Annotated in this window: 14 protein-coding genes; 2 read left to right on the top strand and 12 right to left on the bottom strand. The window is 74.9% G+C overall.

Annotated features, from left to right (window positions below):
- Nucleotides 1-58: 58 nt before the first annotated feature.
- Nucleotides 59-1,546 carry an extracellular catalytic domain type 1 short-chain-length polyhydroxyalkanoate depolymerase gene (locus ACZ7KX_RS23295; protein WP_470328130.1) on the bottom strand — a complete coding sequence of 496 codons (1,488 nt, stop codon included), beginning with the start codon at nucleotides 1,544-1,546 and terminating at the stop codon, nucleotides 59-61.
- Between the two features lie 219 nt (nucleotides 1,547-1,765).
- Between ACZ7KX_RS23295 and ACZ7KX_RS23290 the strand changes: the two genes are divergently transcribed.
- Nucleotides 1,766-2,314, top strand: a complete 549-nt coding sequence (locus ACZ7KX_RS23290) for a PaaI family thioesterase (protein WP_350520295.1) — start codon at nucleotides 1,766-1,768, stop codon at nucleotides 2,312-2,314.
- Nucleotides 2,315-2,518: 204 nt separating this feature from the next.
- On the opposite strand, the gene ACZ7KX_RS23285 is transcribed toward ACZ7KX_RS23290, so the two are convergent.
- The 3 genes from ACZ7KX_RS23285 to ACZ7KX_RS23275 all read right to left on the bottom strand — a co-directional run bounded on the left by ACZ7KX_RS23285 (nucleotide 2,519) and on the right by ACZ7KX_RS23275 (nucleotide 5,466).
- Nucleotides 2,519-3,517 (bottom strand): YdcF family protein, encoded by a 999-nt coding sequence (locus ACZ7KX_RS23285; RefSeq protein WP_350520294.1) that lies wholly within the window; start codon nucleotides 3,515-3,517, stop codon nucleotides 2,519-2,521.
- 97 nt (nucleotides 3,518-3,614) lie between these two features.
- Nucleotides 3,615-4,568, bottom strand: a complete 954-nt coding sequence (gene pip / locus ACZ7KX_RS23280; protein ID WP_470328129.1) for a prolyl aminopeptidase — start codon at nucleotides 4,566-4,568, stop codon at nucleotides 3,615-3,617.
- Between the two features lie 160 nt (nucleotides 4,569-4,728).
- A complete protein-coding gene (locus ACZ7KX_RS23275; protein WP_470328128.1) occupies nucleotides 4,729-5,466 on the bottom strand; it encodes a TetR/AcrR family transcriptional regulator in 738 nt (245 codons plus the stop codon).
- A 125-nt stretch (nucleotides 5,467-5,591) separates the two neighbouring features.
- Here ACZ7KX_RS23275 and ACZ7KX_RS23270 point away from each other — a divergent pair, with 125 nt between their 5' ends.
- Nucleotides 5,592-7,241 (top strand): MFS transporter, encoded by a 1,650-nt coding sequence (locus tag ACZ7KX_RS23270; RefSeq protein ID WP_470328127.1) that lies wholly within the window; start codon nucleotides 5,592-5,594, stop codon nucleotides 7,239-7,241.
- A gap of 23 nt (nucleotides 7,242-7,264) precedes the next feature.
- Here the strand turns inward: ACZ7KX_RS23270 and ACZ7KX_RS23265 are convergent, their stop codons facing one another.
- The 8 genes from ACZ7KX_RS23265 to ACZ7KX_RS23230 form a co-directional block, all read right to left on the bottom strand.
- Nucleotides 7,265-8,176 carry a lysophospholipid acyltransferase family protein gene (locus ACZ7KX_RS23265; RefSeq protein WP_470328126.1) on the bottom strand — a complete coding sequence of 304 codons (912 nt, stop codon included), beginning with the start codon at nucleotides 8,174-8,176 and terminating at the stop codon, nucleotides 7,265-7,267.
- Nucleotides 8,173-9,027, bottom strand: coding sequence for a GNAT family N-acetyltransferase (locus ACZ7KX_RS23260; RefSeq protein WP_470328125.1), 855 nt, complete (start codon nucleotides 9,025-9,027; stop codon nucleotides 8,173-8,175). The genes ACZ7KX_RS23265 and ACZ7KX_RS23260 overlap by 4 nt, the downstream gene beginning before the upstream one ends.
- Nucleotides 9,028-9,412: 385 nt before the next feature.
- On the bottom strand, nucleotides 9,413-10,816 hold the full coding sequence (locus tag ACZ7KX_RS23255; protein ID WP_470328124.1) for a serine hydrolase domain-containing protein: 1,404 nt from the start codon (nucleotides 10,814-10,816) through the stop codon (nucleotides 9,413-9,415).
- A 213-nt stretch (nucleotides 10,817-11,029) separates the two neighbouring features.
- Nucleotides 11,030-12,421, bottom strand: a complete 1,392-nt coding sequence (locus ACZ7KX_RS23250) for a M1 family metallopeptidase (protein WP_470328123.1) — start codon at nucleotides 12,419-12,421, stop codon at nucleotides 11,030-11,032.
- Entirely contained in the window at nucleotides 12,403-16,293 is a 3,891-nt protein-coding gene (locus ACZ7KX_RS23245; RefSeq protein WP_470328122.1) for a Pls/PosA family non-ribosomal peptide synthetase, read from the bottom strand. Before ACZ7KX_RS23245 ends, ACZ7KX_RS23250 begins: the two co-directional genes overlap by 19 nt.
- Before the next feature lie 443 nt (nucleotides 16,294-16,736).
- The gene (locus tag ACZ7KX_RS23240) at nucleotides 16,737-17,603 is read right to left on the bottom strand and encodes an NmrA family NAD(P)-binding protein (RefSeq protein ID WP_470328121.1); all 867 of its coding nucleotides are present in this window, start codon (nucleotides 17,601-17,603) and stop codon (nucleotides 16,737-16,739) included.
- Nucleotides 17,600-18,103 (bottom strand): hypothetical protein, encoded by a 504-nt coding sequence (locus tag ACZ7KX_RS23235; RefSeq protein ID WP_470328120.1) that lies wholly within the window; start codon nucleotides 18,101-18,103, stop codon nucleotides 17,600-17,602. Before ACZ7KX_RS23235 ends, ACZ7KX_RS23240 begins: the two co-directional genes overlap by 4 nt.
- Nucleotides 18,104-18,297: 194 nt before the next feature.
- Nucleotides 18,298-18,819, bottom strand: coding sequence for a MarR family winged helix-turn-helix transcriptional regulator (locus tag ACZ7KX_RS23230; RefSeq protein ID WP_470328119.1), 522 nt, complete (start codon nucleotides 18,817-18,819; stop codon nucleotides 18,298-18,300).
- Nucleotides 18,820-18,858: the final 39 nt, after the last annotated feature.

Genomic DNA, 18,858 nt, shown 5'->3' with positions numbered 1-18,858 from the left:
GGAGCCGGGGCCGGAGAGCATCGCGGCGTTCGTGGGTGCCGCGTTGCTTGCCGTCAGCTCAGCACTGGCCGTCGGCGAGGACGAAGTAGCTGGGGCCGGTCTGCTTGAGGGTGTGGGTGACGAAGATGTTCCAGAGGCCCATGCTCTGGCCCGAGCCGAGCGCGTAGGTCAGGCCGCTGCTCTGGGTGGCGCGGCCGGCCAGCACCTGGGCGTAGTTGCTCGCAGTGAAACACCGGGGAGCGCTCCCCGAGGTGGTCGCGGTGACCGCCGTCGATCGGGCGCCCACCGTGCCGGTCGCGTCGACCGCCGCCACGGCGTAGCCGTAGGTCGTGCCGGCGGCGAGACCGGTGTCGGTGAACGACGGTCCGTCCGTGCTGCCGACCTGGCTGCCGTCGCGGTAGACCCGGTACGAGGCCGCACCGCTGACGGTCTGCCAGTCGAGGGTGATGGAGTTCACCCCGGCCGGGGTCGCGGTCAACCCGGTCGGGGCGGGCAGGCCGGGGGAGGTCGGTCCGGTGCCGCCGTCCAGGCCCCAGAACTGGGCGGTGTAGTAGCTGGAGCAGATGGTGTCGAGGAAGTAGGCGCCGGTCGCCCCGCACCGGTCGTCGCCGGAGCCCGGGTGGACGGCCAGTCCGTGGCCCATCCCGCTGACCGTGAACAGTGCCACGACGGGGCGTCCGGCCGCGTCGGCGTAGAGCTCCTGGCTGGTGCCGCCCGGGAGGCTCCGGGTGCCGGTGGGCCGGGAGTCGACGCCCTGGACGTCGGTCCACTGGTCGCGCAGTTCGGTCGCGTTCACCGGCCGGACGACGGTGTCGGCGCTGCCCTGCCAGATCGCCACCCGGGGCCACGGTCCGGTGTATCCCGGGTACGCGGCCCGGACCTTGTCACCCCACTGCGTCGGCGTGAGCCCCTGGTCGCTGTTCTGGCAGCCCGAGGCGGCGCCCTGGGTGGTGGCGCAGTGGGCGGGCAGACCGGAGTCGACCGCCCCGCCGGCGAACACGTCGGGGTAGTCGGCCAGCAGGTCGGCGGTCATCCCGCCGCCCGCGGAGAGCCCGGTCACGAACACCCGCCGGGCGTCCGAGCCGTACAGGGCCTCGGCCTTGGTGACCATCTCGACCACCGACTCGGCCTCGCCGACGCCCCGGGAGTCCTTGCCCGCGTCGAACCAGCTGAAGCAGGACAGGCTGTTGTTGGCGCTGCCCGTCTGCGGGAACACCACGGCGAAGCCGTACCGGTCGGCGAACGTGGTCCAGCCGGAGTCGCGGTAGTAGTCGGTGGCGCTCTGCACACAGCCGTGCAGGGCGACCACCAGGGGCGCGCCGGTGGGCAGCGCAGCGGGGGTGTAGGTGTACATCGCCAGGTTGCCCGGGTTCGGACCGAACCCGGTGACCTGCTGGAACGTCCCGCTCACGGCGGCGGCGGCGGCGGCGGTCGTGGTCGTGGTCGTGGTCGCGGTGGTGGAGGTGGAGGCGCCGGCGGGCGCGGCGGTGGGGACCGCGACTGCGGCAACGGCCAGCAGCGCGGTGGCGAAGGGGCGCAGGGGCATGGGGGACTCCTGGGTGGGGGAGGAGCGGGGGCGGATCCCGTGCAGCGTGGCGCGCCGCGCCCCCCGGAGCCATGTGGTGGTCACCCGAGGTCCGCCGCCCGCGCATGGCGCGATCCGCCATGGTCCGGCCACCGCGCCGGGCGCGGGTCGAACGGAGGTCGACCCGCCGTACACCGGAAGGCACTTGAGACGGATCACCGAACCGGGCAGGTTGATCTCATGACGACTTCCGAGATCGACTCCGACGAGCAGCAGCGCCCGGACGGCCAGGAGCTGCGCACCCGGACCCACACCTGGACGGCCGGCCCGCCGATCGCCGAGTACTCCCACCTGACCGGAGAGGAGATCCTGCTGGAGTGGATCGCCGGGCGGATCCCGGAGCCCTCGATCTGCAGCACCATGGGCTTCCACCTCACCGAGGTGAAGCCGGGAACGGCCGTGTTCGAGGGCCACTTCGGCGACCACCTGCACAACCCGATGAACACCGTGCACGGCGGCTACCTGGCCACCCTTCTCGACTCGGCACTCGGCTGCGCCGTGCTGAGCAAGCTGCCCGCCGGGCTGGGTTACACGACCACCCAGCTGAACGTGCACATGCTGCGGCCGCTGTTCGCGGACTCGGCGCCCGTGCGCTGCGAGGCCGAGGTGCTGCACCTGGGCCGGACGATGGCGACCGCCGAAGCCCGGGTGATCGGCACGGAGAACGGCAAGCTCTACGCGCACGCCACCACCACGTGCGCCGTCCTGGCCCCCCGTCCGGCGGTCTGACGGGTCCGAGGAGCGGGCGAGCATCCGGTGGGACGGCCGTGCCCCGGCCGCAGAAGCAGCCGGGGCACAAGTCGGCGGAGCCCGACGGAGCCCCACGGAGCCCACGAACCGTCACGGAGCCCCACGAACCCCGACGAAGCCCTACGTACCCCGGCGGAACCCGGAACCCGGAACCCGGAACCCGGAACCCGGAGCCGGGCCGGCTCAGAGCGCCGCGAGCACCCCGCAGAGCGCGAGGAGGCCGCAGATCCCGAAGTTGACGAGCTTGTGTGCGAGGAACACCGCCGCGAACTCGCGGATGGTCGCGGTCGGCCAGTAGTACCGGGCGGTGGGCGAACCGAGGACGTGCCCGTTGACGCCGGTCTTGCGGGCGAGCAGCGCCGCCCGGAAGGCGTGGAAGTTGTTGGTGACCACGACGCACCGGTAGTCGGGCTTGGCCCGCTCCATGACGGCCTTGCTGAGGAGCAGGTTCTCCTCGGTGGTGCGCGAGCGGTCCTCCCGTTCGATGTGCTCGGCCGGGAAGCCGCGTTCGGTCAGGTAGTCGGCCATCGCGTGGGCCTCCGGCAGCTTCTCGTCCGGTCCCTGGCCGCCCGAGGTGATCAGCACCGGCGGGTTGCCCCGCGCGGCCTGCTTCTCGTACGCCTCGCGGCCCCGGTTCAGCCGGCTGGCCAGCAGCGGGGGGACGCGCTCGCCGTCGATCAGCCCGGAGCCGAGGACGACCACGAAGTCGACGTTCCGGCGCGGTCGGTGACGGCTGTACAGGAAGGCGTAGCCGACGAAGCAGACGAACAGGAACGAGACGTAGAGCACCACCAGGACGGCGGTGCCCGCCAGGACGGCGAGCCGCCGGGAGCCGGTGGCGAGGGCGGCGAGCAGCAGCAGGGTGACGGCGATGATGCCCAGCCCGGCGAGCAGCGACAGCAGGTTGGCGGGCCGCCGGCCCTCCTTGCGGATCATGGTCATCCCGTTGGCGATCAGGAACCAGACCAGGGCCACGGTGCCGAAGGCCGGCAGCAGGATGATCGCGGCCGCCACGCCCTCCACCACCAGGCTGGGTGCTCTGCGGAGTTCGGTGAGCAGGGCGAGCGAGAGGAGCGAGACGGCGATGCCGAGGAGGACGGCGTTGCTGAACCGGCGGCGGTCGCGCAGCACCCCGACTCCGAACAACAGGAAGAACAGGGCGGCCGGGGCGTAGGCGATCATGCGTCGTATCGTAGGGGGTCATTGGTATGGGCCACTTGGGACGAACGGGTCGGCCGCGCCCTCGCGGATCGCGGCCCGCCGGCCGGGTCCCGGTGGCTCAGGCGAAGCGCTCGATCGCGGCCAGGACCGCTTCCGTCATCCGCGGGCTCCCGGTGTGCCCGGACTCGTCGACGACGGTCAGGCGGGCGTCGGGCCAGGCCTTGGCGAGCTTCCAGGCGATGCCGAGCGGTGCGCCGAGGTCCAGCCGGCCGTGGATCAGTTCGGCCGGGATCCCGGCCAGCCGCCCGGCGTCGCGCAGCAGTTGTCCGTCCTCCAGGAAGGCCCCGCGCGCGAAGTAGTGCGCGGTGATCCGGGTGAAGGCCATCAGGGCGTCGGAGGGGCGGTCGGAGTACGCGTTCGGCTTGCCCAGCGCCTCGTGCGAGATGACCGCGTCCTCCCAGGCGGCCCAGGCGTTGGCGGCGGCCCGTCGGACCGTCTCGTCGGGGCTGTCGAGCAGTCGGCTGTAGGCGGCGAGGAGGTCGCCGTCCCGGTCGGCGGCGGGCAGGAAGTCCCGGAACTCCTCCCAGGGGCCGGGGATCAGCCGGCTGACGCCCCGGTAGAGCCAGTCGAGTTCGTCGGCGTCGGTCGTGGTGACCCCGCAGAGCACGATCCCGGAGACCCGGTCCGGGTGGGCCTGGGCGTACGCGAGGATCAGCGTCGAGCCCCAGGAGCCGCCGTACAGCAGCCACTTGTCGATGCCGAGGTGCGCTCGCAGCCGCTCCATGTCGGCGATCAGGTGACCGGTGGTGTTGTGCTCCATCCCGGTCGACGGATCGGCGGCGTGCGGCAGGCTCTGCCCGCAGCCGCGCTGGTCGAACTGGACGACGTGGTAGCGCTCCGGGTCGAAGTACCGCCGGGCGCGCGGGTTGTGGCCGGATCCGGGCCCGCCGTGCACCACCGCGGCCGGGGTCCCGGTCGGGTCGCCGGAGGCGTTCCAGTGCATCCGCTGTCCGTCGCCGACGTCCAACAGGCCCTGGGCGTACGGTTCGTAGAGCGGGTACGGGCCGGGCATCGGTGACTCCTCCGTGGTCGTACGGGCGGGCGCCCGGCGAGCCTACCCCGCAGCCCCGGTACGGGTGGGGCGGTCGGAAGCATCGGGCCGGGCCCGTGCACCCGGCCCGGCCCGCTGCGGCCCGCCCCGGCCCGGTTCGACCCGGGCCGGCCCCGTCCGGTCAGCGCCGTTCCGGCGGCAGCAGCGTCGCGAGGCCGTCGAGGATGCGCTCCACGCAGAACTCGAACCGGACGTCGAGGTCGGGCTCGGTGAGGTCTCCGGCCAGCTCGACCAGGTTGGGGAAGACCTCCACGGGCAGGGCGAGGAAGCGGTCGCGAACGGCGGTGACGGCGTCGAGCCGGCTGGCGCCGCCGGCCTCGGCGGCCGAGATCGGCGACTGCTCCTGCAGGACGAACCCCTGGACGAACGAGCTCAGCAGGTAGGTCGTCAGGGCGGCGTGCGCATCGGAGAACCCGGCCTCCCGCAGCCGGTCCAGCTGGTCCTCCAGCAGCCCGAACAGGTGGGGGCCGGGGGCGAGGCGGCCGGCGACGACCTTCGCGGCGTCCCGGTTGTCGTGCAGGAGCTGCCGGTGACGCCAGCAGTAGCCGCGGAGCTGCACGCGCCAGTCGCCCTCGCGCGGCGGGGGCTCGGCCGAGGCCATGATCGCGTCGTTGAGCAGGTCGAGCAGCTCTTCCTTGTTGCGCACGTGCCAGTACAGCGAGGCCGCCTTGACGCCGACCTCGGCGGCGACCTTGCGCATCGACAGCCCGGCGAGACCGTCCCGTTCCAGGACGCGCAGGGCCGCCTGGGCGAGGACCTCCCGGGTCAGGGCGGGCGTCCCGGGGCTCTTCTCCGGGGCGGAGTCGTTCGCCGGTCCGGTCTCGCCGCTCCCGTGCGTGGTCGTGTCGTTCTCGGTCATGGCCGTGCGGACGCCTCCCGTGCCGTCGTGGATGTCCCACTTGCAATCTAACACCGTTAGGGGCAATCTGTGGTTGTCGAACCAGCCCCTAACGGTGTTAGGGGCTCTTGCTCGGGAGGGAATCCATGGATGGGTCCAGCGCCCGCCGGAGGCGGCTCGCGCTGCTCACGCTCTGCGTCACCATGTTCATGTCCATGCTGGACAACGTCATCGTCAACAACGCCCTGCCCCGCATCGGGCAGGACCTGGACACCGGGATCAGCGGCCTGCAGTGGATCGCCGAGGGCTACAGCCTGGTCTACGCGGCCCTCGTGCTGACCGGTGGCGCGCTCGGCGACCGGTACGGCCGCACCCGGGTGTTCCGCCTCGGCCTCGCCCTGTTCACGGCGGGCTCGGCCCTCGCCGCCCTCGCCGGGACGATCGGTGTGCTGGTCGGCGCCCGGATGCTCCAGGGCTTCGGGGCGGCGCTGCTCACCCCCGGCAGCCTCGCCCTGCTGCGGCACGTCTTCACCGACGAGCGCGAGCGGGCGGGGGCCATCGCCACCTGGTCCGGGGTCTCCGCACTCGGCCTCTCGGTCGGCCCGGTGGTCGGCGGCCCGATGGTCGAGCACCTCGGCTGGGCCAGCGTGTTCTGGATCAACGTGCCGATCGGAGCGGCCGGCCTGCTGCTCGCGGTGCGCGTCCTGCCGGACATCCCGCCGCGACCGCGCCGGATCGACCTCGGCGGCCTCGCGCTGTCCGCCACCGGCCTGGCGCTGCTGGTCTACGCGCTGGTCGAAGGGCCGTCCCGGGGCTGGACCGATGCCCGGGTGCTCGGCTGCGGCGCCGCGTCCGCCGTCCTGCTGATCGCCTTCCTGGTGCTCGAACTGCGCCTCGCCGAGCCGATGCTGGAGCTACGGCTGTTCCGTGACGGGGCACTGGGTGGCGCGCTGCTCAGCGGATTCACGGTCAGTTTCGGGATGTTCGGCGCGCTGTTCTTCCTGCCGCTGATGATGCAGGGCACCCTCGGGTGGTCCCCGGCCGCGGCCGGCTACGCCGGGCTGCCGATGACCGCGATGCTGGTGGTCGCCGCGCCGCTGTCCGGCCGGCTGACCGCGCGGTACGGCCCCCGGCCGCCGCTGGTGCTCGGCCTCGCCCTGTGCGCGGCCGGCCTCGGCGGCCTGGCGCTGTACGGCGACCACGCCCGCTACCCGCAGTACCTGTGGACGCTGTTCGCGATGGGCCTCGGAATGGGGCTGACCTTCACCCCGGTGTCGATCGCGGTGATGATGCGGGTCTCCCCGGCGCAGGCGGGGATGGCCTCGGCGACCGTCAACACGCTGCGGGAGCTCGGCGGTGTCCTCGGGATCGCCGTGCTGGGCGCCGTGCTGACCAACCGGTTGACGGACTCCCTGACGGCCGCCCTGCAGCGACTCGGCGTCCCGCCGGAGGCGGTGGGCCCGATCGCGGACGCGCCCGCCGGCGCGCTGCACGGCGCCGGCGGCCCCGGGGCGTCGGCGCAGTCGGCTCTCCTTTCCGGCCCGGTCCGGGACGCGGTGGACGGTGCGTTCATCGACGGCATCCACCTCGCCGTGCTCTGCGGCGCGGCAGCGCTCGCCGTCACCGCCGTCCTGGTCGCCGTACTGCTCGGCCGGGCCCGACCGGTTGGCCCGGGCGGTGCCCTCGCCGCCCGGCGCCCGCAGCCGGCGGACTCGGCGGAGCCGACGAACCCGGCGGAGTCGCCGGCCTCGGCGGGTTCGGCCGAGGCCCACGGGGCCGGGGCCCACCGGGCCTGACCGGCCGCCGTCGTGGCGGCCGGTCAGTGGATCCCCTCGACCGCCGCCTGTGCCGCGCGGGCCAGGTCGCGGCGGGCGCCCGAGCGGGCGGGCCGCGGGGCGGGCGGCGGGATCGGCGGCAGGAAGGTCACGTCGGCGACCAGCCCGCGCGCCGCGACCACCCGCGAGAGCGAGGTGAGCAGCCCGTCGTCCCCGATGAAGGCGGGGATGCTGGTGGGCCGCCCGTCCGCCAGCCGGTAGCGGATGGTCACCGGCTGGACGCAGGCGCCGGCCTCCACCGCGGCCTGGAACAGCGCGGGCCGGAAGCGACCGCTCTCCCGTCCGCACCAGGTCGAGCCCTCCGGGAAGACGATCACCGGGTGGCCGGCGCGCAGCACCTCGGCCACCGCGGTGACGGTCTGCGGCAGCGTCCGCAGCCGGTCGCGGTCCAGGAACACGGTGCCGCCCCATGCGACCAGCGGGCCGAGCACCGGCCACCGCCGGACCTCGGCCTTGGCCAGCGACCGGCCGGGCCGTCCGGCGGCCAGCAGCGGGATGTCCAGCCAGGACACGTGGTTGGCCACCACGAGCACCCCGCCCCCGCCGCCGCCCCCGTCCCCGTCACCGGGCGCGGCGCTCCCGTCCCTGCCGTCGGGACCGGCGCTCCCGGACCACCCGTACCCGGACCCGGAAGCGGGCCCGGCGCCGGTGCCGGGCCCGGCGAGGTGGACGGTCACCCCGAGCGTGCGCAGCACGACGTGGGCCCAGAGCCGGATCAGCTGCTCCCGCCCGCCGCGGGGGAGGAGGCGGACCGGCAGGCTGAGCGCCACCCCCGCCACGACCACCGCCAGACAGGCCGTCAGTCGCAGCACCCGCCGGGCGTGGGAGACCTCCGGCGAGGGGTCGGCCAAGCAGGTCTCGGGCCGGCAGGTCGCCGTGGGCAGCCAGACGCTCATGACGCGGTGCCCGTGCCGGGCGTTCCGGCGAGGAAGTGCCGCAGGTAGCGCGGGTCGGTGCGCTCCAGCGAGAGCAGCACGTACAGGTCGGCGCAGTCGAAGTCCGGGTCGTACGCGGGCTCCCCGCAGACCCAGGCGCCGAGCCGCAGGTAACCGCGGAGCAGGGCCGGCAGGGCTCCCCGCTCGGCGCGCGGCACACCGGTGGAGTCCCAGCGGCGGTGCGGGGCGACCCGGTACTCGGCGGGGGCCAGGTGCTTGGCGCTGACGGTGTCCCAGACCCGGGCCGCGGTGGCGCCGCCGTCGTCGAGGCCGATCGAGCAGCAGCCGCCGACCCAGGTGTTGCCGGTGTCGGCCAGGTAGCGGGCGATGCCGCCCCACATCAGGTTGATGACGGCGCCGTTGCCCCGGTGGTCCGGGTGGATGCAGGAGCGCCCGAGCTCGACCAGGCCGGGGCGGACCTGCGCCAGGGCGGACAGGTCGAACTCGCCCTCGGAGTACAGCCGTCCGGCCCGCCGGGCCGCCTCGGGGCGCAGCAGCCGGTAGGTGCCGACGACGGTGCCCTGCTCGCCCTCGCGGACCAGGAGGTGGTCGCAGTACTCGTCGAACGGGTCGACGTCCAGGCCCGCCACCGGGCTGTGCAGGACGGCGCCCAGCTCGGCGCCGAACACCTGGTGGCGCAGCCGCTGGGCGGCGCGCACGTCGTCCTCGTCGCGGGCGAGGGAAACCGTGTAGGTGGTGGCGGTGGTGGCGGTGGCCACGGCCGGGGCGGGCCGGCGGCGGGGGGTGGGGACCGCCGGGGCGTCGTGAGTGGGGGCTACTGCGGACGGAGCGTACGTGGGGACGGTGGTCATGGCGGACCCTCCAGGGCAGCACGATCGGCGGTGCCGAGGATCACCAGGGCACCGTCCCGGTCCGCAGGTGGTTGGGCATGGACGCGAACCGGTCCCGGTATGTCTCTCCGAGTCGGTTGGCATCCACGTTGCGGCCCGGGGGAGCGCAGATGTGCACCTGTTGAATGGGACCACCCGTGGCCCGCCGGTCACCTGCTCGGCACCGGGCGCTCGCCCGCAGGGGGTGGACAACGGGGGCGTACGGCTGCCACGTACGCCCCCGCGGACCCGGTCACCCCGGGCACCCCCGTCGTCACCCCGCTCACCCCGGGGGCCAGGGCCGGCCCACCCTGCTCACCCGATGCCGCAGGGCATCCCGCTCACCCGGTGCCCGCAGGCATCCCGCTCACATCGCCTGCCAGCCCTCCGGCTCGGCGCCGCCCGGGACGGCGTCGGCCGGGCCGTACGGCTCGCGGGTGTAGACGAAGGAGCCGACGTCGAGGTGGCTGACCGTGCCGTCGGAGCGCCGGACCACCCGCAGGGTCTCGCCCGCGTAGTAGTTGTCCAGGCCGGTCCAGGTGCCGTCCGGCTCGGGCCGGAAGCGCGAGCCGCGGGTGCCGCCCGCGAGCTGGGTGAGCTCCAGGACGCCGCCGGGCCGCAGCCGCAGGACGTTCGGGGCGGCGCCCCAGTACCAGGGGCCGGTGAGCGCCAGCAGCTCCTGGTCGACCTCGGGCAGCGGCCGCCAGGGTTCGGGCAGCCGGGGCTCGTGTTCGGCGGTGAGCGCGATCAACTGGGCGGCCAGCAAAGGGGTGCTGGGGCCGCTGGTGGCGTTGGCGAGGGCGTACGCGGCCAGTCCGTCGGCCGCGCTGACCCAGAGGCCCGCCGTGAACCCGGGCATCGAGCCGGAGTGCCCGTACAGCAACCGGCCCTCGTGGCGGTGCAGTTGCAGGCCGAGGCCGAAGGCGGTGGTCCACCCGTCGTCGAGCGGGGCGACGACGGGGCGGCGCATCTCGGCGAGCGTCCCGGTGGCGAGCACCTCGTCGTCGCCCGAGGCGAGGAAGGCCGCCCAGCGGGCCAGGTCGGCGCCGGTGGACCAGAGTTGGCCGGCCGGGCCCATCAGGCCGGTGTCGGTGAGCGGTTCGGGCCGCATGACGTCGGCCCACGGATGGACGGCGAAGCCCCCGGCGTGCGGGTGCTCGGGCAGCAGCGTGGTGCGGTCCATGCCGAGCGGGGCCAGCACCTCGCGGCGCAGCACCTCGCCCCAGGGCTCGCCGCGCAGCTTCTCCACCAGTGCGCCGAGCAGCGCGTAGCCGGGGTTGGAGTAGTGGAGGAGGCGGCCGGCCGGGTGCTTCAGCGGGCGTTCGGCCTCCAGCAGGTCGGCCAGGCCGGGGCGCAGCGAGCCCTCGGTCCGCTCCCACCACGGGCCGGGGGTCTCGGCGGCGAGGCCCGAGGAGTGCGAGAGCAGCTGGGCGACGGTCGCGTCGTCGGCCGCGGTGCCGGGCAGGTGGCGGGAGAGCGGGTCGGCGAGGTCGAGCAGCCCCTCGTCGCGCAGCCGCAGCACCAGCACGGCGACGAAGGTCTTGGTGAGCGAGCCGATCCGGAACTGGACGTCGGGGGTGGGCGCGTGCCCGTCGATCATGCTGCGGGCGCCGCTCCACACCGGCTGCCCGTCCCGCACCACCCCGGCGACCACGGCGGGCGCGCGCCCCTCGGCCTGGGCCACGGCGACCCGGTGCAGCAGGGCGCGGCGGGTGACCGGCAGCAGCTCGGCGGGCAGGTCGGTCATGTGGTCTTCGAATGTCGTCGACATTGGACGGACAGTAGCCCAGTCCGGCCGTGCCGCCGACCGGATATACCGCGCCTCCGACCGGACCAGCCGTGCCCCCGACCGCACGGGCAGCGCCCCCGACCCGGACCAGCCGTGCCCCCGACCGGAGGAGCCGCACCCCCGACCGGAGGAGCCGCACCCCCGACCGGACGGGTCGCACCCCCGACCGGGTGACCGCCCCGCCCCGACGCGGGCTCAGCCCGGCAGCGGCGGCAGTTCCGGCCGTTCCAGCCAGGCCTCGAAGAGCGGGCCGAGCGGGGTGGTGGTGTACCGGGAGGCGTGCGCCCGCAGGTCGGCCGTGTTCACCACGCCGTGCCGGTTGAGGCTCGTCCAGTCGCGCAGCATCGCGAAGAACGCGTCGTCGCCCAGCGTGCGCCGCAGCGCGTGCACGACGAGACCGCCGCGCTGGTACAGCCGGTCGTCGAACATCAGCTTCCGGGTCGGGTCGCCGAGGATCAGGTCCTGCGGCTGTCCGCCCAGCAGCGTGTGCGCGACGGCCGCGCGGGTGGCCGCGGCCGGGCCGCCGGCGTGCTCGGACCAGAGCCACTCCGCGTACTTGGCGAAGCCCTCGTTGAGCCAGATGTGCCGCCAGTCGGCGATCGTGACGCTGTTGCCGAACCACTGGTGGGCCAGCTCGTGCGCGATCAGCCGCTCGCGCTCCCAGCCGCCGCCGAGGTGGTTGGTGCCGAAGGTGGCGACGCCCTGCGCCTCCACCGGGACGTCCAGTTCCTCGTCGGCGAGGACGACCGCGTACTCGCCGAACGGGTACGGCCCGAAGACCTGCCCGAAGTAGCTCAGCATCTCGGGCTGCCGGGCGAAGTCCCGGGCGAACCCGTCGGCCAGCCGCTCCGGCACGTGCCCGGTCTGCGGCACGGCCGGCCGGGCGGCCAGCGGCACCGCCCGGTAGTGGCCGATCGACACCGTCACCAGGTACGTCGAGGTCGGCGCGCTCTGCTCGTACACCCAGGTCGTGCTGGACGCCCGGGTGGTGCGGGTCAGCAGCCGGCCGCTCGCCACCACGGTGAACGGGGACGGCGTGGTCACCGCGATCTGGTAGGTCGCCTTGTCGGCCGGCCGGTCGTTGCACGGGAACCAGGACGGCGCGCCGACCGGCTGGCTGGCCACCAGCGCGCCCTCGGTCAGCTCCTCCCAGCCCAGGCCGCCCCACGGGCTGCGCACCGGGCGGGGGTTGCCGGTGTAGTGCACCTCGACGGTGAACGCGGCGCCCGCCGCGAGCGGCTTCGCCGGGCGGATGCGGAGCTTGCCGGCCCGGTGGGTGTAGCGGCCGGCCCGGCCGTCGACCAGCACCCGCCCGATCCGGAAGTCGGCCAGGTCGAGCGCGAACTCCGCCAGGGCGGTGTCCGCGACCGCGCTCAGCCGGGCCGAGCCGGCCAGCCGGTTGGGGCCGGGCCGGTAGTCCAGCGTCAGCTCGTAGCGGTGCACCCGGTAGCGGTGGTCGCCGCTGTTCGGGAAGTACGGGTCCGGGGCGCCGGCGGCCGCGGGGGCGTGCTTGGACTTCACGGGGACGTGCGCTTCCTGCGGGCCGGGACGGGTGGTCGTCGAGGCGTTCATGACGTGGTCTGCCACACCTCGATGGGGTTGCCCAGCCACCGCGTGTCGGCGGGGACGGACTCGGCACGCATCACCAGCGAGGCCGGGCCCAGCGTGCTGCGCGCGCCCACCGTGCTGCCGGGCAGCACGATACCGCCCGGGCCCAGGGTGGCGCCCTCGCGGAGGACCACAGTATCCATCCGCATGATCCGGTCGTGGAAGAGGTGGGTCTGGACGACGCAGCCCCGGTTGATGCTGACACCGTCGCCGAGGGTGACCAGGTCCGCCTCCGGCAGCCAGTAGCTCTCGCACCAGACGCCGCGGCCGACCTTCGCGCCGAGCCCGCGCAGCCACAGGTTCAGCACCGGCGTGCCCGGCACCGCGCCGACCAGCCAGGGCACCGCCAGCATCTCCACGAAGGTGTCCGCCAGCTCGTTGCGCCACACGAATCCGCTCCACAGCGGGTGCTCCACCGCCCGGAACCGCCCGACCAGCAGCCACTTCGCGACCACCGCGACCACACAGGCCACCGCACCGGCGCCCAGCAGCACCAGGCCCGACAGCAGCGCCGCGGTCAGGGGCGAGCCCGCCGCAAGCCAGGACAGCGCCGCCACCGTCAGCAGGCCGAGCGCCCCCGAGGCCAGCACCGGCACGACCCGGGCCACCTCGACCAGCCCGCGCGCCCACAGCAGCCGGGCCGGCGGCTCGTAGGTCAGGCTCTGGTCGGCCTGGTCCGCCGAGCGGGGCAGCCGCATCGGGGGCATGCCCAGGTACGAGCCGCCCTTCTTCGCCTTGGCCGGGGTCGCCGACAGCACGCCCACCAGGCCGCGCTTGGGCACCGAACGGCCCGGCGCGGTCATCCCCGAGTTGCCGAGGAAGGCCCGCTCGCCGACCTTCGCCTCGCCGAGCCGCACCCAGCCGCCGCCCAGCTCGTACGGGGCGATCAGGGTGTCGTCGGCCAGGAACGCGCCGTCGCCGACCGTGGTCAGGCTGGGCAGCGCCAGCACCGTCGAGACCTCGGCGTGTCGGCCGATCCGCATCCCGAGCGCCCGCAGCCACAGCGGTGTGACCAGCCCGGCGTACAGCGGGAACAGCACCTCACGGGCCCGGTCCATCAGCTGGGTGACCGTCCAGGCCTGCCAGCCGACCCGCCCGTGCAACGGGTGGGTGCCGGGCACCAGGCCGATGCTGAGCAGCCGGACCAGCGCCAGCAGCTGCCCCGCGTACACCGCGCCGTACGCGAGGGTCGCGGGGAGCAGGCCGAGCAGTGCGCCGCCGAGCGCCGGGCCGAGCGCGTCGCCCTCGTGGACGAAGCGGGAGATCACGGCGAGGCCGGCCAGGGCGGGCAGTGCCGGGAGCAGGCCGAGCACGGCACCGCTGGCGCCGTACAGAGCGGCCCAGCGGGCCCGGCGGGGCGGGCGCTCCTTGGGCCAGGTGCGCTCGGCGCGGCCCAGCTTGGCGGCGGGCGCGCCGCCCCAGCGCTGGCCGGTCGGCACCTGGCCGGTGACGCTGGAGCCGGCCACCACCTGGGCTCGCTTGCCGATCCGGGCACCGGGCAGCAGCGTCGAACGGGTGCCGACCACGGCGCCGGAGCCGACCTTGACCTGGCCGATCAGCAGCCGGTCGCCGTCCAGCCAGTAGCCGCACAGGTCCACCTCGGCCTCGACCGCGCAGCCGCGGCCCAGCTTGAGCATCCCGGTGACGGGCGGCAGCGAGTGCAGGTCGACGTCGGACGCGACCTTGCAGCCCAGCGCGCGGGCGTAGCGCACCAGCCAGGCGCCGGACAGCGAGGTGGCGCCGCTCAGCTCGGCGAGCCGCTCGGCGGCCCAGAGCCGCAGGTGGACGGCGCCGCCGCGCGGGTGGCTGCCGGGGCGCAGGCCGCGCAGCAGCAGCCGGGCGCCGCCCGCCGAGACCGCGAGCCGCCCCGCCGGGGTGTACAGGGCCAGCGCGCCCGCGCCGACCCACCACCAGGAGGCGGTGGGCGCCCACGGGTAGTCCCCGAGGTGCGTGAGCAGGTTCCCGGCGGCCAGCAGGGCGACCGTCCAGCGCAGGCCGACCACCGTGAACAGCGGGATCAGCAGGAGCAGCTGCAGCAGCTTGGCCCGGGTCGGCACCAGGGTGACGGTGCGGGCCTCGGCGCTGTCGGCGGCGGTGCGCTCCAGGTGCCGGGCGAGCTTGCGCAGCGTCGGGTTCTGGTAGATGTCGAGGACGGCCGCGCTCGGGTAGCGGGTGCGCAGCAGGGTGGTCAGCCGGGCGGCGGCCAGGCTGCCGCCGCCGATCGCGAAGAAGTCGTCGCGCGCGCCGCCGACCTTGATGCCGAGGATCTCGGACCACTGCTCGGCCAGCCACGCCTCGGTGCCGTACAGCTGCTCGCCGGGGCCGGCGGTCTCCAGGTCGGGCAGCGGCCAGGGCAGGGCGGCCCGGTCCACCTTGCCGGAGGTCCGGGTGGGCAGGGTCTCGACGGTGGCGAGCAGCGGGACGAGGGCGGCCGGCAGCTCGGCGCGCAGCCGCTCGACGGCCTGCTCGCGGTCGAAGCCGTCCTGGACCACCAGGTAGCCGACCAGCAGCTGGTTGCCGCCGCGCGCGGTCCGTACGGCGGCGGCCGCGCCCGCCACGCCGGGCAGGGCCTGCAGGGCCGCGTCGACCTCGCCGAGCTCGATGCGGCGCCCGCCCAGCTTGATCTGCTCGTCGGTGCGGCCGAGGAACAGCAGGCCGGCCGGGTCGGCCTGGACCAGGTCGCCGCTGCGGTAGGCGCGCTCCCAGCCCAGCGAGGGCAGCGGGGCGTACTTCTCGGCGTCCTTCTCCGGGTCGAGGTAGCGGGCGAGGCCGATCCCGCCGATCACCAGCTGCCCGGTGCCGCCGGGGGCGACCGGCTCGCCGGCCTCGTCCACCACGGCGAGGTCCCAGCCGTCCAGCGGGAGGCCGATGCGCACCGGACCCTCGCCGGTGAGCAGCGCGGCGCAGGCGACCACGGTGGCCTCGGTGGGGCCGTAGGTGTTCCACACCTCGCGGCCCTCGGTGACCAGGCGCTGCACCAGCTCGGGCGGGCAGGCCTCGCCGCCGAAGATCAGCAGCCGCACCTCGTTCAGCGCCTCGGCCGGCCACAGCGCGGCCAGGGTCGGGACGGTGGAGACCACGGTGATCTCCTGCTCGGCCAGCCAGGGGCCGAGGTCGGCGCCGCTGCGCACCTGCGAGCGGGGCACGGGCACCAGGCAGGCGCCGTGCCGCCAGGCCAGCCACATCTCCTCGCAGGAGGCGTCGAAGGCCACCGACAGGCCGGCCATCACCCGGTCGCCGGGGCCGATCGGCTCGTCCCGGAGGAAGAGCGCGGCCTCGGCGTCGACGAAGGCGGCGGCGTTGCGGTGGCTGACGGCGACGCCCTTGGGCTTGCCGGTGGAGCCGGAGGTGAAGATGATCCAGGCGTCGTCGGCGGGGGTGGGGCGGCGTCCGGCGGCGGGCGCGCGCTCGGCCGTGGTGGCGAGGGCACGGTCGGCGCCCAGCACGGCGGCGACACCGGCCTCGCCGAAGACCAGCTCGGCGCGCTCGTCCGGGTCCTCCGCGTCGACCGGCACGTAGGCGGCCCCGGCGGCGAGCACCGCGAGGATCGCGACGTACAGGTCGTTGGTGCCGGAGGGCACCCGCACGCCGACCCGGTCGCCGGGGGCGATCCCGGCGGCGGCCAGGCGGCGGCGCAGCTGCTCGACCTCGGCGGCCAGCGCGCGGTAGCTGAGCACGGCACGGCCGTCGTCCAGGGCCGGCTCGTCCGGGTGGGCGCGCACGGTGGCGTCCAGGACGTCCACCAGGGTGCGCGGCGCGGCGGCCGGGCGGCCCGGGAACAGGGCGCGCGGCGGCCGTGCGGTCTGCAGCGGTCGGCTGGGTTCGTTCGGCCGGCTCGGTTCAGCTGTCATGGCAGCCCGTGCGCTCCTCGTCCTCGTCCTCGCCCCGTTCCGATCGATGCCCGGCCCTTGGGGGCGGTGGGACCACTCGCCGTAACCGGGTGACCCCACTCCGGGGCCGGAGCGGACAACCTGACCGATGGTAGCTCCGTATCTTCGGCGCTGCAGGAGGACGTGTGTGGCCAACTCGGCCGGAGGAGCGTGAATCTGACGTTGCATCAGATAGCAACTCGGGCTCAGCGAAACCAGTGTGACGACCGGTCAGTCGAATTGACGGTTCGTCAGATCGTATTTTCGATCGTGATCCACACCACAGCGAATGTTGCTCCCTCCGGGTGGCGGGCCCGGCGTTTCGGCCGTCCGTGGGCCCCTTTCGGCCCTGCGGCCCGGTCGGTCCGGGCGCCTTACGGCCCTGCAGCCCGGTCGGTCCGGGCCCGCCACCGGGGGCGGGAGGGTCAGCGGAAGCGGTGCAGGTGCTCCTGGAGGAAGGCTTCCAGGGTACGCGGACTGCGCCCGGTGGCGAGGGTGTAGGAGCCGTCCGGGGTCTCTCGGCGGACCACGGCGAGCCGTTGGATCTCCACCACGTGGGCGGCGAGCCAGTCCGGCATCCCGGCCCGCGCGACCAGGTGGGCGTGCAGTTCGGCCGGGGCGAGGTCGACGTAGCGGACCGGGCGGCCGAGCAGCTGGCCGAGCAGGGCGGTGAGCTCCGGGTGGCTGTAGGCCCGCCCGCCGGTGAGCGGATAGGTGCGGCCCGCCAGGTCCGGACGGGTGAGGACGTCGGCGGCGAGGTCGCCGACGTCCCGGACGTCCACGTAGTTGCAGCGCGCCGAGCCCGTCGTGCCGTGCACCACCCCGGCGGCGGCGATCCCGGGCGCCAGGAGCAGCAGCTTCTGCATGAACGCGTACGGGCGCAGGACGGTGGTGGTGGCGCCGGAGGACCGCAGGCGCTCCTCGATCAGGTGGTGGCCGCGGGAGACCGCGACCGGGGAGTCCGGCTCGGCGGCGGGCGCGGAGACCTTCACGATGTGCTCCACCCCGCAGTCGAGGGCCGCGTCGATCGCGTTCAGCTCGTGGCGGACCTGGTCCGGGCTGTTGGCCATGGTGAGGAAGAGCTGGTGGGCGCCGTGGAGCGCGGTGCGCAGGGAGGCCGGGTCGGCGGCGTCGGCCGGGAACGGCTCGGTGAGGGCGAGCGTGCGCTCGTCCAGTCCGGCGGCCAGGCGGGCGGGGTCGCGGCTGAGCGCCCGGCTCGGGGCGCCGAGGGCGGTGAGGCTGCGCAGGGTGGCGCCGCCGGTGGCGCCGGCGGCGCCCATGATGACGATCATGATGTCTGCCTTTCGGGTCGGGGTGCGGTGTGTCGGGGTGCGGTGTGGAGCGGCTGCTGCGGTTCGCGGGTGCGGCGGCTCCCGCGCCAGCGCCAGGTGGTGATGGTGGCGGCGATGGCGGCGGAGACCGGCAGGTCGATCGGCAGCCGTTTCGGCCACGGGCTGTCGGCGAGGGCCGGGACGTGCGGGAGCCAGCGCGCGGCGGCCAGGCCCACGGCGAGCCCCAGTGCGGCGGCCGCCATGCCGAGGGCGGCTGCCGCCACGGCGCGCGGGGTCCGGGCGGGCCGGGTGCGGGGCGGGCGGCGGCGCAGCGCGGCGCCGAGCGCGGCGGCCACGAGGGCCGAGGTGCCGCCGATGGTGGTGAGCGCGGCGACCGCCAGTCGCTGCTGCCCGGTGGCGGCTCCGCCGAGGCCGGCCGTCACGGCGGGCATGAGGTAGGCGACCAGGACCTCGCGCCACAGGACGAACGGCGGGGGAGCGCCGGGGGCCTTCTTGCTCATGAGGTGTCCTCACGTTCGGGGTCGTTGTTCCGGCGGATCTCGTTAGGCACCTAAGCATTTGTGCTTAGGTGCCTAACCAGTGGGGCTTGAGAAAGGGCGGGCCGTCGGGCGGCCCGCCTGCGGGGTGCGGTCGGGGGGTGCGGTCGGGAGGTGTGGCTCGCGCCGGTCGGGTCCGGCTCGCGAGCGGTCCGGGGTCAGTCCGCGGTCAGTGCGTCGATGCCCGTGACCACCCGGGCCAGCAGGTCCAGGAAGGTGGTGCGCTCCTCGACGGAGAGGCCGGCGACCATCGCCTGCATCCGGGCGAAGTGCTCGGGCGCCACCTCGCGCAGCCGGTCGGCGCCGCGCGCGGTGAGGATCACCACGTTGCCGCGCCCGTCCTCGGTGGACGGCCGGCGGGCCACCAGGCCCTCCCGTTCCAGGCCGTCGACCAGGCCGGTCACGGTCGCCCGGGAGACGCCGAGGCTCGCCGCGAGCCGGGACGGCGACTTCTCGCCGCCGTGGTCCTCCAGGTCGGCCAGTAGGCGGTAGCGGCCGGTGGAGAGCCCGAAGCGGCCGAAGTGCACCTCGCCGGCCTGGCCGAGCCGGGCGCCCGCCGCCATCAGCCGGGCCGCGACCAGGACCGCCTGCGGGTCGGCCGTGAGGCCGTAGCGGGAGATCTGGCGTCGGGCCTGGTCGAGGGTGGGGGCTCCGTCGTGGGCCTCGGGATGCTGCGTCACGAGAAGTAATATGGCGCCTAATCGGATGACCCGTCAAGT

The sequence above is a fragment of the Kitasatospora sp. NPDC038210 genome, from assembly GCF_055600605.1.
This window is presented reverse-complemented; position numbering and strand designations above follow the sequence as displayed.